Consider the following 13,681-nt stretch of genomic DNA (forward strand, 5'->3'; position numbering starts at 1 on the left):
TCCTCAGGTTTTAAACGGCGTCATCACGCCGCAGCGTGAGTGTATCAATGAACGTACCCTTTTCCTGCGCCTTGAAGTCATGCTCGCGCAGGCGGGTGGCACGAAAATTGTCACCGCGACCGATCTCCAGGGTCTCGCGGTTGACGGTGAAGGCAAAACGGCCCGACTGCACATAGGCCGACGTGCTGTGGCGCAAGAGCAAAGCGCGCCTTCTGCGCCTTCGAGAAAAACGGAATTCGACCACCAGCAGTTCGGCGCTGTTGGCGACGACTTGTTGCGTCACTCCCCTGCCGTCATCGGCAGGAAGGAACTCCCGCATGAGTGTTTCAGCCATTTTCGTCTCCATACCCAGATTGCGGATCAAGCTCGGGATTTCCGAAACCGTCTGCATGAAGGCAACGATTTTGGCCGCCATACCGAGGCAGGCAAGCAGCCAGACGAAACAGGTGGCCGGACCAATCTCCACTGCACCATGGCTGCGGTCCTGAGATTTCCCACCTTTGGTGACAGCGCCAGAACGAAGCCAAGCCGGCGCTGGCAGAGCCCGCCGCGACGAGCGCGGCGGTTGCTATTTCCATTCCAGATTCTTTCAAGCGCTTCACGAGGTTCTATCCCGGCTTGAAAGTGGCTTTGGCTAGAGCCGGTAGGCGCGTTTGACCAAATTGTATGTCAAGTCACGTGCGACTTCCGGTGCCTCATCTTCATCGAGGCGGCCCGTGGCGACGAGGGTTGCGAGGAACGCGCAGTCGACGCGGCGGGCGACATCGTGGCGTGCGGGGATCGAGCAGAATGCACGCGTATCGTCGTTGAAGCCGACCGTGTTGTAAAAGCCTGCCGTTTCCGTGACCATTTCACGGTAGCGGCGCATGCCCTCGGGGCTGTCGTGGAACCACCAGGCGGGGCCGAGCCTCAGCGCCGGGTACACGCCGGCAAGCGGGGCCAGTTCACGTGAGTAGGCGGTCTCATCGAGGGTGAACACGATGATGGTCAGGTCTGGCTCCATGCCGACTGCATTGAGGAGCGGACGCAGCGCCTTGCCGTAATTGGTCTGCGCGGGGATATCGAAACCCTTGTCACGGCCATGGCGGGCCATGATTTCATCCGAATGATTGCGGGTCGAGCCCGGATGAATCTGCAGAACCAGACCGTCCTCGACGCTCATACGGGCCATCTCGGTCAACATGTGACCTCGGAAGGCCTCTGCCTCGTCTGCGGTGCATTCACCCTTCAGCGCCTTGGTGAACAAGGCTTCAACCTCGGCCTTCGGAAGGTCCTCGGTCCGCGCCGTCGGGTGGCCGTGGTCGGTCGCGGTGGCGCCAAACCGCTTGAAGAAAGCACGGCGGATGCGGTGGGCTTCGAGATAGTTGTCGTATTTTGTCGTATCGACGCCGGTCAGTTCGCCGAACTTTTCGATGTTATCGGCAAAACCCTCGAAATCGGGATCGACAACCGGGTCAGGGCGATACGAGGTGACAACCTTGCCGCCGGTCCAACCCGAATCGCGGATCATCGCGTGCCATTTCAGATCATCAAGGGGGCTTTCCGTGGTGGCGATCGCTTCGATGTTGAAGCGTTCAAACAGCGCGCGCGGACGGAATTCCGGCTTCTGCAGGCACTCGTCGATATGGTCGTAGAATTCGTCTGCCGTCTCGGGGCCGAAGCGCTTGGTGAGGCCGAAGACGTGCTCGAAGGCGTGTTCCAGCCAGCCGCGGCTCGGGGTTCCGCGCAGCAGGTAGAAGTTTTCGGCAAACAGGCGCCAGATCTTGCGGCTGTCGGTTTCCGTCTCGCCGCCATCGACGCGGGGAACACCCAGATCGGTCAGCTTGACGCCCTGCGAGCAGAGCATGCGGAAGACGTAGTGATCGGGCACTACGAACAGCTTGGCCGGATCCGGGAAGGGCTCGTTTTCGGCATACCATCGCGGATCGGTGTGACCGTGGGGGCTGATGATGGGGAGTGTACTGATTTCGTTGTACAGCGCGCGCGCCAGGTCCCGCGTCTTCGGTTCGATCGGAAAAAGCCGGTCCTTGTTGAGCATCTTGTAGACTCCCGCTTCAGGTTTTCTTGTATGTCGGAAAATGTGCGATTGCATTTTTCTTGAAAACTAATATGTTAGTATGCGAAGTCTGTCAATGGAGGAGTTCATGGTCGGAAAACTAAATATCGGCACGTTGGAGCAAGCGCGTCAGCCGACCGTGACCGATCTGGTTTATGATCATCTCTATCGCCAGATCATCGAGAATGAATTGCCGCCCGGATCGAAGCTTTCCGAGGTCGAGGTTGCTCGTATCCTCGGCGTTTCCCGGCAACCGGTGCGCGATGCTTTCTATCGCCTGTCGCAGCAAGGTTTTCTGCTCATCCGTCCGCAGCGTGCGACGCTCGTGACCCATATTTCGAAGCGGGCGGTGATGCAGGCGCACTTTATTCGCAGCGCGCTCGAGCTGGCAACCGCCGAAGCTGCGGCAACCTGCTGCAACAGAGAAGACGCCGATATATTGCGGACCAATCTGGCCGAGCAGTCCGCAGCTATCCGGTCGGGGAACAAGACCGGTTTTCACGCTCTTGACGATGGATTTCACAAGCAGATCTGCGCGCTTTCGGGCCATAGTGACGCATGGATATTGATCCGCGACCACAAGGCGCATATGGACCGTGTACGGTATCTCAGCCTGTCCTTCGGTGCGGAAAGCGCACTCAGTGAACATGCCGTGATATTGGACGCAATCGAAGCGCATGATGTAGACGCGGCCGTAAAGGCCATGCGAAGCCATCTGTCGCAGATTGCCAAGATCGTTGAGCGGATCAATGTCTCGCATCCAGCCTTTTTCGAAACGGAAGACGAATGAAAAACCTGCCCAGAAATATCTTGTGTGTCGGCGAATGCATGGTCGAAATGGCCCCGCGCGAAGATGGCGCCTATACCCGTGGTTTTGCCGGCGACACCTTCAATTCCGCTTGGTATCTCGCCCGTCAGCTGCCGGCTGATCTCTCGGTCGACTATTTTACCGGTGCCGGAACAGATACCGTTTCCGACGAGATGCTGGCCTTCATGAATGAAGCTGGCATTGGCACGTCCTCGGTGCGCCGCATCGAGGATCGCACTGTCGGGCTCTATATGATCGCGCTCAAAAACGGCGAGCGCAGTTTCTCCTACTGGCGCGGTCAGTCAGCGGCAAAGCTTCTGGCCGAAGATCCCGAAGCCCTTGCCAAAGCGCTTGCGGGCAGGGGGCTGGTGCTGTTTTCCGGGATCACCATGGCCGTGGTCAATGCCGAATATCGCCAGACCCTGCTCGCGCTGCTCGCTGAAGCGCGCGCTGCCGGCACCGTCATCGCCTTTGACCCGAACATGCGCGCCCGGCTGTGGCCCTCGCGTGAGATCATGGCGGAGACCATCATGCAGGCAGCCGGCGTCAGCGATATCGTGCTGCCGTCCTTCGATGAGGATGGCGCAATCTTCGGTGATGAAAATCCGCAAGCCACGATCGCACGCTACCGGGCTGCCGGCGTCAAGACGGTGATCGTCAAGAACGGTCCGGACACGATCTTTGCCGAGGACGCCAAAGAGGGACCGGTGACGTTCAAGCCCACCCCATCGGACAAAGTGGTTGATACGACGGCAGCCGGCGACAGCTTCAATGCCGGCCTGATTGCCGCGCTGATGACCGGCGCACCCCTTGTCGAGGCGCTTGCGAAGGGCTCGGCGCTTTCTGCCCGTGTGATCGGCGCGCGCGGCGCACTTGTGGATGTGTGAGATCTATTCCCGCGGTCTCAGCAGGGGGAAGACGGCCATGCCGTCCTCCTCGCCGCGCGGAAACGCGCCTTCCTGGTGGCGCTTGTTCAGCATCTTGTAGCCGGCAGGGCTCACGCCGATATAGCGCTTGAACATCCGCGAGAAATAATAGCTATCGTCATAGCCGACAAAGGCGGCGGCCTGCTTGACGGTCTGCCCGCTGGCCAAAAGCGCCATAGCGCGCTCCATCCTCTTGAACTCCTGATATTTGGGCGGTGTCAGCCCGACCTGTTTCTTGAACTCGCGGCGGAAATAGTCCTGATTGTAGGGGATTGCTTTAAGGACGCGTTCCACCGTTTCCGGGTTCAGCGGATCGGCCGCGATCTGCGATGCAGCAACCATCACCGAAAGCGATAGGCTGTCCGGATTGTTGACGGCGACATCCTGCTGCGGGCGCCAGCGAATGAAGGCGGCCTCGATGAATTCGATCAGCAGCACCATGAAGATGTGATGCTGGGTGAATGTGGTTGAAGACAAGGGGGCGGTCTCGCGGTAGTGGCGAGCCAGCGGCGCAATCATCTCCCAGCGCGGCAGGTCGACCCATATGCGGCAGTCCATCTGTTCGAACAGGTCCATGCGGCCGAAAACCTCGACCCTGAAATGCTGCGCGACACCGGTATAGAGCTCTTCGGAGGTGGACCATCCGATGAAGCGTTCCCCGGCGGGAATCAGCATGGCACGGCCGGGCTTCATTTCGAAAGCTTCTCCGGCAATCTCGTATTCGGCCCGGCCGGTCAGGCAGATGACGAGGTCATGCACCGTGTTGACCTTGTCGGCTTTCCAGGTCGATGTGTGCAGCATCCTGATGGCCGAGCGGGTCAGCGTCAGATTCAGTGCACTCACCGCGAGACCGTCAAGAACTCCACCTTCGATTTTATCCATCTTTTTGTCCGAAACCCTCTATTCCAAACCGACTTCAAAACATGATTATGAACAGCGGAAACGCCGAAATAAAGGCGTATAGCAGAAATAAACATCTGGGAGGATGTCGCTCGTATGGGAAAAATCAAAACCCGACTGGGTTGATCCCGCGCCTGCGCCTTTGCGCCATGCACAAATCAGAACACAACAACATCCGTGCTGCCCTTCGGGGCCGGCTGCCTATACGCATGCCTAGCGATGCCCGTCTTGACGGCGGACAAGGCCTTGGCGATGCGCTCCCACGGGGCAGCTGCGCCTGCCGGAATCAACAAACGGGAATGCGGTCATGAGCGGTGAGAATCGTTTCATGGGGCTCGCCTATCTGTCCCCATATATCATCGGCTTGCTGCTGTTCACGGCAGTGCCATTTCTTGCATCATTCGTGTTGTCCTTTACTGACTACTCGCTGATGAGCGCGCCGCATTTCGTCGGCCTGAAAAACTATATCCGCCTGTTCACGCATGACCGCACCTTCAACAAATCGCTGTCGGTCACGCTGATCTACGTGTTCTCGACGGTGCCGCTGAAGCTGGTCTTCGCGCTCTTCATCGCTGTGATCCTGAACTACAAGCTCAAGTTTATCGGCTTCTTCCGCACGGCCTTTTACGTGCCGTCGATCCTTGGCGGTTCGGTCGCGATTGCGGTTTTGTGGCGTTATCTTTTTGCCGATGTCGGCCTGATCAACATGATGCTTGAAGGCATCGGCCTTCAGGGCGTCAACTGGTTCGGTGATCCCGGCAATGCGCTGTTCACCATCACGCTTCTGCGTCTGTGGCAGTTTGGTTCGGCAATGGTGATCTTCCTGGCGGCACTGCAGAGCGTTGATAACTCGCTTTATGAGGCGGCTGCCATTGACGGCGCTGGCAAGTGGAAGACCTTCTTTTTCATCACCCTGCCGCTGATCACGCCGGTGATCTTCTTCAACCTCATCATGCAGACGGTTCAGGCTTTCCAGGAGTTCAACGGTCCATACATCATCACCGATGGCGGTCCGCTGAAATCGACCTACCTGCTGCCGCTCTACATTTATGACGAAGCCTTCAAGAATTTCCGCATGGGATATGCCTCGGCGATTGCCTGGGTCATGTTCGCCATCATCATGGTCCTGACGCTGATTGCCTTCTGGTCGTCGCGCCACTGGGTCTACTACGCCGGCGACAAGAGGAGCTGATCATGACAGAGCAAACCTTGTCGAGCATGCTGTCCACCCACGATCTGGAAGCCATCCGCGCCCGCAAGCGCGAACAGCGCAAGATTTTCATTTCGTCGATCATTCGCTACGTGATCCTGTTCGTGGTCGGACTGATCATGCTCTATCCGCTGATCTGGCTGATTGGCGCATCGTTCAAGACCAATGCCGAAATGTTCACGAGCGCCGGCTTCTGGCCGACGCACCCGACCGTCAGCGGCTATATCGAAGGCTGGAAGACCTCGACGCCCTATACGTTCGGCCGGTTCTTTCTCAACACCCTCCTGATCCTGATCCCGAAGATGATCGGGACGGCGATCTCGGCAACGGCCGTCGCCTATGGCTTCGCCCGGTTCGAGTTCCCCGGAAAGAAGGTGCTGTTCGCATCATTGATCGCGATCCTGCTACTGCCGAACGTGGTTACCCGCATTCCGCAGTATTTGCTGTTCCGTGAATTCGGCTGGCTGGATAGTTTCCTGCCGCTGTGGGTGCCGTCAGCACTTGCCGGCGATGCGTTCTTCGTCTTCATGCTGGTTCAGTTCCTGCGCGCCATCCCGCGGGACATGGAAGAGGCCGCGCGTGTTGACGGCGCCTCGAGCTGGCAGGCCCTTCTCTTCATCATCGTACCGCTGCTCACGCCGGCCCTGATTTCGGTCTGCCTGTTCCAGTTCATGTGGACGATGAACGACTTCCTCGGGCCGTTGATCTACCTGTCCTCGGTCGACAAATACCCGGTCTCGCTGGCCCTCAAACTGTCGATCGATACCACCGAAGCATTCGCCTGGAACAAAATACTCTCCATGTCGGTGCTCGCGATCACACCCGCCCTCGTCGTGTTCTTCGTGGCACAGAAATATTTCATCGAAGGTATCTCCGCTGGCGGAGTCAAAGGATAACAACCATGGCCAGAGTTCAGCTGAAAAGTCTCGAAAAGGTCTACGGCAAGTTCAAGGCCGTCCACGGCATTGACCTGGAAATCGAAGATGGGGAGTTCATGGTGCTGGTCGGCCCGTCCGGCTGCGCCAAGTCAACGACGCTCCGCATGATTGCCGGTCTGGAGCGCATCTCCGGCGGTGAAATCCGCATCGGCGACGATCTCGTCAACGACAAACCTCCGGGCCAGCGCGGCATCGCGATGGTGTTCCAGAACTATGCGCTCTATCCGCATATGAAGGTGAAGAATAACCTTTCCTTCGGTCTGCGCCTCAAGCATGCACCGAAGGACGAGATTGCCGCCTCCACCGAGGAAGTCTCGCATATCCTCGAAATCGAGGAGTATCTGGAGCGCTTGCCGAAACAGCTTTCCGGTGGTCAGGCCCAGCGCGTTGCCGTTGGTCGCGCGCTGATCAAGAAGCCGCAGGTGTTCCTGTTCGACGAACCGCTGTCGAACCTTGATGCCAAACTGCGCGCCTCGATGCGCGTGCGCATTACCGATCTGCACAAGCAGCTTCTGTCGGAGGGCATGCATTCGACCGTTGTCTACGTCACCCATGACCAGACGGAAGCCATGACCATGGGCAACCGCATCTGCGTGATGAAGGAAGGCCGGATCATGCAGGTCGCCGACCCCTATACGCTGTACCAGAGGCCGGCCAACGCCTTTGTTGCAGGCTTCATCGGCTCGCCCGAGATGAATATCGGCGATGCTACGCTGGTTGACGGCGGCAAGCTCAAGATCGGCACACAGACCTTCACCATCGATGACAAGGCCCGTGCCCGTATCGACAAGGATGCGCCGAGCGAAGTGACCTTCGGCGTCCGTCCGCAGCACTTCACCGTTGTGGATCAGGATGCCGAAGAGGGGCTTCTTGGTCGCATCTCCCATGTCGAGTTCATGGGGCATGAGGTCTATCTCTACATCACGGTCGAGGATCAGTCCTTCATCGTCGTCGTCCCGGCAACGGGGCTTGAGCGTCAGTACCTGCGTGACGATGCAATCCGCATCATGCCGCAACAAGACGCCTTGCACATCTTCAACCGTCGCACCGGCGAGAACATCTCGCTGTCGGCATAAGTCTTCGCAAACGTCTTTTTCAAAGGGAGGAAAATATGACCATGAAATTGACCATTCTTGCCGGCCTGATGGCGGCAACATCAATGACGGCAGCCAATGCCGCCGATCTCCGCATGTCCTGGTGGGGCGGCGACAGCCGTCACCTGGCAACCCAGGAAGCGCTGAAATATTGTGGCGACAAACTCGGCCACACGATTTCTCCGGAATTCACCGGCTGGACTGGCCATCAGGAGAAAATCACCACGCAGCTTGCCGGCCGCACCGAAGCCGACATCATGCAGATCAACTGGCCCTGGCTTCCGCTGTTCACGCCGAATGGCGAAGGCTTTGCTGACCTCAATGACTTCTCCGACATCATCGACCTGTCGCAGTGGACCGATGGCGAACTTGCCACCTCGACCGTGAACGGCCACCTGCAGGGCCTGCCGCTGTCGATCACCGGCCGTCTGCCCTGGTTCAACCAGACGACCTTCGAAAAGGCCGGACTTTCCGTCCCGACCACCTGGGTCGAGCTGGAAGAAGCCGGCAAGGTGTTCAAGGAAAAACTCGGCGACGACTATTATCCCTATGAGGCAACCGGCACTGACGGCCTCGATGCCCGCCTTCTGATGACGGCTTACCTGACCCAGAAGACCGGCAAGACGATGATCGATCCGGAAACCCTGGAGTTCAACTACTCCATGGAGGAACTGGTCGACGCGCTGGAAATGTACAAGCGCTATACGGACGAAGGCGTGATCATCCCCTGGCCGAAAGTCGCCGCCGGCGGCAATCTGGTTCTGCATGAAAACCCGAACTGGGCTGATGGCCATATCGCTGGCACCTATCAGTGGGATACGGTCTATTTCAAGATCTCCGACCCGCTGCAGGAAGGCCAGGTTCTGGTTCCCTCTAAGATTCTTCTGGCCGAAGGCGCGACCAATGACGGTGTCTACCGCAAGCCGTCCATGCTGTTCTCGATCTCGCGCAATTCCGACAATGGGGACGCGGCCGCCGAAGTGGTCAATTGCCTGCTGAACGACGACGGCGCAATCGAAATCCTCGGCACGACCCGCGGTATTCCGGCTTCCAAGGCGGCGTTTGACCAGCTGACGGCTGCGGGCGCCATCACGCAGGAACAGATCGAAGCCCACCAGATCATTCTGGATGCAACCGGCCCGACGATCTCGCCCTATTTTGAGCATCCGCAGGTCGCCTCGGCGATCGGCGACACGCTTGAAGAGTTCGCCTATGGCCAGATCGACGCTGAAACGGCCGCCGATGACATCCTCTACAATGTCAACGAAGTACTGGATCGCGTCCGCAACTAGCTGAAGCCTTGCCGGGGCGGCGAACCTCGCCGCCCCCTCTTTCCCAAATCCTTTTTGGACGATTGTGATGACTGCCATTGAGTTGCTCGCCGTTTCGGCGAGGACGGTGACCTTTGCCGTCTTTTCCGGCGAGAACAAATATTTCCTGAAGACGCCGCAGGCATGGCGGCTTGCCTTAGAAAACACCGGTGCAACGGCAGCTGAGGGCGTAACCGAGCGCACGGTGTTTTCGATCAATGGTCTTGAGCCGCACACCGCATACTGTTTGGCGATCGGCGATGAGGTGTTCGATTTCGTCACAAAAGCCGAGACGGCTTTTGCTGATGTTTCGGCGTCCGGCGCCAGCCTTCAGTCAGAAAACAATGCAGCCCAGATCCAGCAGACGATCAATGACTTGCCGGAAGGAGCCACGCTTTATTTCGGCCCCGGCGTTTGGAAGACCGGCCCGCTTTTTTAAAGTCCGGGCTGACGCTGATGCTTGATGCGCAAGCCGCGCTTTATGGCATTGTCGATCGCGAACAGTATCCGATCCTGCCTGCCCGTGATGAGGAAGGCCGGGTTCTCGGCACCTGGGAAGGTGTCGCCGAGGCCTGCTATGCAAGCCTGCTGACCACTATCAATGCATCCGATATCGCCATTGTCGGCGCAGGCGTCATCGATGCCGGCGGTGATCGCGGCGACTGGTGGAGCTGGCACAAGGAAACCCGCAATGGCGCGCGCCGTCCGCGCAGCCTGTTCTTCAACCGCTGCAGCAATGTCACCGTTACAGGCGTGACGGTCCGCAATTCGCCGTCCTGGATGGTGCATCCGGTCTTTACAACAGACATGCTCGTCGCTGATGTAAAGATCGAGAGCGATCCCGGCTCACCCAACACTGACGGTTTCGATCCGGAATGCTGCGAAAATGTGCGCATGCGCGGTATCCACTTTTCCGTCGGTGATGACTGTATCGCCATCAAGGCCGGCAAGCGTGATCCCAAGGGCGGACTTGATGGCCCGACGCGCAATATCCGCATCGAAAACTGCTTCATGGAGCGTGGCCATGGCGGCGTCGTCATCGGTTCGGAAATGAGCGGTTCGGTCTCCGGCGTCACGGTTGCGCGCTGCGAGATGCGCGACACCGACCGGGGCCTCCGGGTCAAGACCCGGCGCGGGCGCGGCGGGTTTGTCAGTCGCATTCTGGTTGAGGATTGCGACATGGACAATGTCGTCAGTCCCTTTGTGATGAACGCGTTCTATTTCTGCGATGCCGACGGCAAGTCTGATTATGTGCAGTCCCGTGATCCTCACCCCGTCAGTAATGAAACGCCACGGATGTCGGATATCACCTTCCGTCGCATTGTCGCGCGCAATGTGCATACCTCGGCCGCCGCATTCTACGGTCTGCCGGAAATGCCGATCGAGAATGTGACCATCGAGGACTATACCGTATCCTATGCGCCGGACGCTGAGGCCCAGCCGCCGGTGATGGCCTGCCAGATCGATCCCGTCCGCCATGGCGGCATCATTGCCGAAAATGCATCCGTCACCGCCCGCAACGTTACTTTCTTTCGCGACGGCGCCGAGGCCCCCTATTACCGGCAGGCGCTGCTGCGCTACTGCGAAGAATATACCGAAGACTATCACGCCTATAAGGGCGGATCGTTCTGCTATGAGGACGGCTGCCTTTATCGCGGCCTGATCGCGCTTTACGAGACGACCGGCGAGAGCCGCTGGCTCGATCACCTCGTCCGCCTGATTAATGCCCAGGTCGATGAAAACGGCGTGATGAACGGCTATGTGGCGGATGATTTCAACATCGACAACATTCTTTCCGGTCGTGCGCTGATCTGGCTTGCCCGACGCTCCAATGATCCGCGTTACCGCAAGGCCGCCGATCAGCTTGTCGCTCAGCTTGCCCGCCATCCGCGCGTCCCGGAAGGCCCGCACTGGCACAAACACCGTTATCCCGAACAGGTCTGGCTCGACGGTCTTTATATGGGGCTGCCGTTCAAGGCCGAATACGGTCTGGCCTTTGACAGGCCGGACCTTGTCGGCGAGGCGGCAGACGAACTGCTGACCGGCCTGGAGCTGACTTATGACCCCGACAGCCGACTTTACCGGCATGCCTATGATTCCGCCAAGGCACAGCCCTGGGCTGACAAGGATACAGGCCAGTCACCCGCCCACTGGTCGCGTGCCATTGGCTGGGCAGCGATGGCCATGGTCGATCTCGCCGAATACTTGCCGGAGGGCGAACAACGCTCGGCAATTATCGCCCGCTGGGTAGCGCTTGCCGACAGGCTTGCAGCGCTCAAAACCGCAGATGGCCGCTGGCTGCAGGTGCCGGATCGTCCCGACCTTGGCGGCAATTATGCCGAAAGCTCGGCAACGGCGATGTTCGCATATGCCTGCCTGAAGGCGGATCGGCTCGGGCTCGGCGACAGTGCCGGTATTGGGTGCAAGGCTTTTGAGGCGCTCTACAAGAATGCGTTTGAGACGAATGCCGAGGGGCGCCGGGTGCTTGGCGCCATCGTCTGCGTCGCCGGTCTCGGCGGCTTCAATGGCCAGTATCGCGACGGCACGCCTGGTTACTATCTGACCGAGACGATTAATCCCGACGATATCAAGGGCGTCGGCCCTTTCATGATGGGGTTTGCCGAGCTTCTGACCCGGCAATAACAACAAAGCCTTCCTCCCGAGGCTGGCGGCTGGCCGAAAGGTCAGCCGCCTTTTTTGCCTTACGCGAGCACAAGCTGATCATCGTCGATTTCGGTGCCGGCGGCGCGGCCGAAGCGTTCCAGCAGGTCGGAGACCTTGAGCTTCGAGCGTTCCTCGCCCTTGATGTCGAGCACGATCTGCCCGGCATTCATCATCAGTGTCCGGCTGCCATAGGCCAGCGCGTCGCGCATAGAATGGGTCACCATCAGCGTCGTCAGCTTGCGTCCCCCGGCGATCTCGGAAGACAGCGACAGCACCTTGTGGGCGGCCGACGGATCGAGCGCGGCCGTATGCTCATCAAGGACGAGAATCTTCATCGGCAGCAGCGTTGCCATCAGCAGGCTGACGGCCTGGCGCTGACCGCCGGAAAGCGCGCCGATGGGTGTGCCCATGCGGTGCTCAAGGCCAAGCCCGAGCTTTTCCAGATGCTCGGCAAACATCGCTTTCTGCCCCTTGCGGCCAAGCGCGAGACTGAGGCCCCGTTTCTTGCCGCGGGCAGCCGCCAGCGCCAGGTTTTCCTCGATCGAAAGCGAGGAACAGGTGCCGAGCCGTGGCTCCTGGAATACCCGGCCGACATAGCGCGCGCGTTTGGCGGCGGGCCAGCTGGTGACATCCAGTCCGTCGAGTTTGACGGTGCCCTGATCCGGCTTGACGGTGCCGACCACGGTGGAGAGAAGCGTCGACTTGCCGGCGCCGTTCGAACCGATCACGGTCACGAACTCGCCCTCGTCGATTGCCATCGAGATGCCGCGCAGCGCCTTGACTTCCGTTGCCGTGCCCGGGTTGAAGGTGATGCGGATATCGGAAAGGGAAAGCATCAATCCTGTCCCTCATCGTTTTGCTGGGCGCCACGCACCAGCCTGAAATTGAAGAGTTGCTTGCGTCCGCGTTTGCCACGGTTCTGGGAGAGAACCACGGCGACGGCCACCACCACGGCGGTAATCAGGTTCAGGTCCTGCGGCTTGATGCCGATGAAGCCTGCCGAAAGCGCAAACGCGATGAAAAGCCTGTAGACGACGGCGCCGATGACACAGCCGAGCGTTGCCAGAAACACCGTGCGACGGCCAAGGATCGCCTCGCCGATAATCAGGGCTGCAAGGCCTGTGACGATGGTGCCGACGCCCATGGTCACGTCGGCAACGCCCTGCATCTGCGCAAACAGCGAGCCGGCGAGCGCGCAGAGCGCATTGGCAATCGACATGCCGAGCAGCGTCATCGCGCCGTTGCGAATGCCCTGGGCTTCGGCCATGGCGGGGTTTTCACCTGACGCCCTGAGCCCGAGGCCGATCTCGGTTTTCAGGAACCAGTCGACAATCAGCTTCGCGCCAATGGCGATGATCAAAAGCAGGATCGTGTTGCTCCACAGCCCTGCATCGACCACGCTTTCGAAGCGTGAGAACACGGTGTCCTGGCCGTAAACCGGCAGGTTCGGGCGTCCCATGATGCGCAGATTGATGGAAAAAAGCGCCACCATCGACAGGATGCCGGCCAGAAGGTTCATGATCCCGAAGCGCACGTTCAAAAGGCCGGTAACGAAACCGGCGGCAGCCCCTGCGAGCATGCCGAAAAACGTTGCGATGAAAGGATCAATACCGTTGACGATGGCGGCGGCCGAAACCGCCGCGCCGAGGGGAAAGCTCCCGTCCACCGTCAAATCGGGAAAGTCGAGCACCCGAAAGGACATAAAAATGCTCAACGCCACGAGGGCGAAGAGCAAGCCGGTCTCAAAGGCCCCGGCGAGAGCGAAAAGCGTCATA

13 protein-coding genes are annotated in these 13,681 nt (G+C 59.2%); 8 read left to right on the top strand and 5 right to left on the bottom strand.

The window, feature by feature from the left end:
- Positions 1-10: 10 nt before the first annotated feature.
- Both AC0L7L_RS19595 and uxaC read right to left on the bottom strand, forming a co-directional pair.
- Positions 11-364, bottom strand: coding sequence for a cupin domain-containing protein (locus AC0L7L_RS19595; protein WP_473510888.1), 354 nt, complete (start codon positions 362-364; stop codon positions 11-13).
- Positions 365-634: 270 nt separating this feature from the next.
- Positions 635-2,038, bottom strand: a complete 1,404-nt coding sequence (uxaC, locus tag AC0L7L_RS19600; RefSeq protein WP_473510890.1) for a glucuronate isomerase — start codon at positions 2,036-2,038, stop codon at positions 635-637.
- A 106-nt stretch (positions 2,039-2,144) separates the two neighbouring features.
- On the opposite strand from uxaC, the gene AC0L7L_RS19605 reads away from it, so the two are divergent.
- Both AC0L7L_RS19605 and AC0L7L_RS19610 read left to right on the top strand, forming a co-directional pair.
- Positions 2,145-2,846: a GntR family transcriptional regulator gene (locus AC0L7L_RS19605; RefSeq protein WP_272213809.1), complete on the top strand. Its 702-nt coding sequence runs from the start codon at positions 2,145-2,147 to the stop codon at positions 2,844-2,846.
- A complete protein-coding gene (locus AC0L7L_RS19610) occupies positions 2,843-3,751 on the top strand; it encodes a sugar kinase (RefSeq protein ID WP_272213810.1) in 909 nt (302 codons plus the stop codon). The genes AC0L7L_RS19605 and AC0L7L_RS19610 overlap by 4 nt, the downstream gene beginning before the upstream one ends.
- Positions 3,752-3,754: 3 nt before the next feature.
- Here the strand turns inward: AC0L7L_RS19610 and AC0L7L_RS19615 are convergent, their stop codons facing one another.
- Positions 3,755-4,672 (bottom strand): helix-turn-helix transcriptional regulator, encoded by a 918-nt coding sequence (locus AC0L7L_RS19615; protein WP_473510893.1) that lies wholly within the window; start codon positions 4,670-4,672, stop codon positions 3,755-3,757.
- A gap of 325 nt (positions 4,673-4,997) precedes the next feature.
- Here AC0L7L_RS19615 and AC0L7L_RS19620 point away from each other — a divergent pair, with 325 nt between their 5' ends.
- From AC0L7L_RS19620 to AC0L7L_RS19645, 6 genes are all read left to right on the top strand, one after another.
- Positions 4,998-5,882 carry a carbohydrate ABC transporter permease gene (locus tag AC0L7L_RS19620; RefSeq protein WP_473510895.1) on the top strand — a complete coding sequence of 295 codons (885 nt, stop codon included), beginning with the start codon at positions 4,998-5,000 and terminating at the stop codon, positions 5,880-5,882.
- 2 nt (positions 5,883-5,884) lie between these two features.
- Positions 5,885-6,796, top strand: coding sequence for a carbohydrate ABC transporter permease (locus AC0L7L_RS19625; RefSeq protein ID WP_272213815.1), 912 nt, complete (start codon positions 5,885-5,887; stop codon positions 6,794-6,796).
- A 5-nt stretch (positions 6,797-6,801) separates the two neighbouring features.
- Positions 6,802-7,914 (top strand): ABC transporter ATP-binding protein, encoded by a 1,113-nt coding sequence (locus tag AC0L7L_RS19630; protein ID WP_272213816.1) that lies wholly within the window; start codon positions 6,802-6,804, stop codon positions 7,912-7,914.
- Between the two features lie 35 nt (positions 7,915-7,949).
- Positions 7,950-9,224 carry an ABC transporter substrate-binding protein gene (locus AC0L7L_RS19635; RefSeq protein WP_473510898.1) on the top strand — a complete coding sequence of 425 codons (1,275 nt, stop codon included), beginning with the start codon at positions 7,950-7,952 and terminating at the stop codon, positions 9,222-9,224.
- Positions 9,225-9,291: 67 nt separating this feature from the next.
- Positions 9,292-9,681: a hypothetical protein gene (locus AC0L7L_RS19640; RefSeq protein WP_272213819.1), complete on the top strand. Its 390-nt coding sequence runs from the start codon at positions 9,292-9,294 to the stop codon at positions 9,679-9,681.
- 17 nt (positions 9,682-9,698) lie between these two features.
- A complete protein-coding gene (locus AC0L7L_RS19645; RefSeq protein ID WP_272213820.1) occupies positions 9,699-11,885 on the top strand; it encodes a glycoside hydrolase family 88 protein in 2,187 nt (728 codons plus the stop codon).
- 59 nt (positions 11,886-11,944) lie between these two features.
- On the opposite strand, the gene AC0L7L_RS19650 is transcribed toward AC0L7L_RS19645, so the two are convergent.
- Both AC0L7L_RS19650 and AC0L7L_RS19655 read right to left on the bottom strand, forming a co-directional pair.
- Complete coding sequence (locus tag AC0L7L_RS19650; RefSeq protein WP_473510901.1) at positions 11,945-12,742, bottom strand: ABC transporter ATP-binding protein; 798 nt, start codon at positions 12,740-12,742, stop codon at positions 11,945-11,947.
- Positions 12,742-13,680 carry an ABC transporter permease gene (locus tag AC0L7L_RS19655; protein ID WP_473510903.1) on the bottom strand — a complete coding sequence of 313 codons (939 nt, stop codon included), beginning with the start codon at positions 13,678-13,680 and terminating at the stop codon, positions 12,742-12,744. Before AC0L7L_RS19655 ends, AC0L7L_RS19650 begins: the two co-directional genes overlap by 1 nt.
- Position 13,681: the final 1 nt, after the last annotated feature.

The sequence above is a fragment of the Martelella sp. K41-7 genome (genome assembly GCF_055808365.1).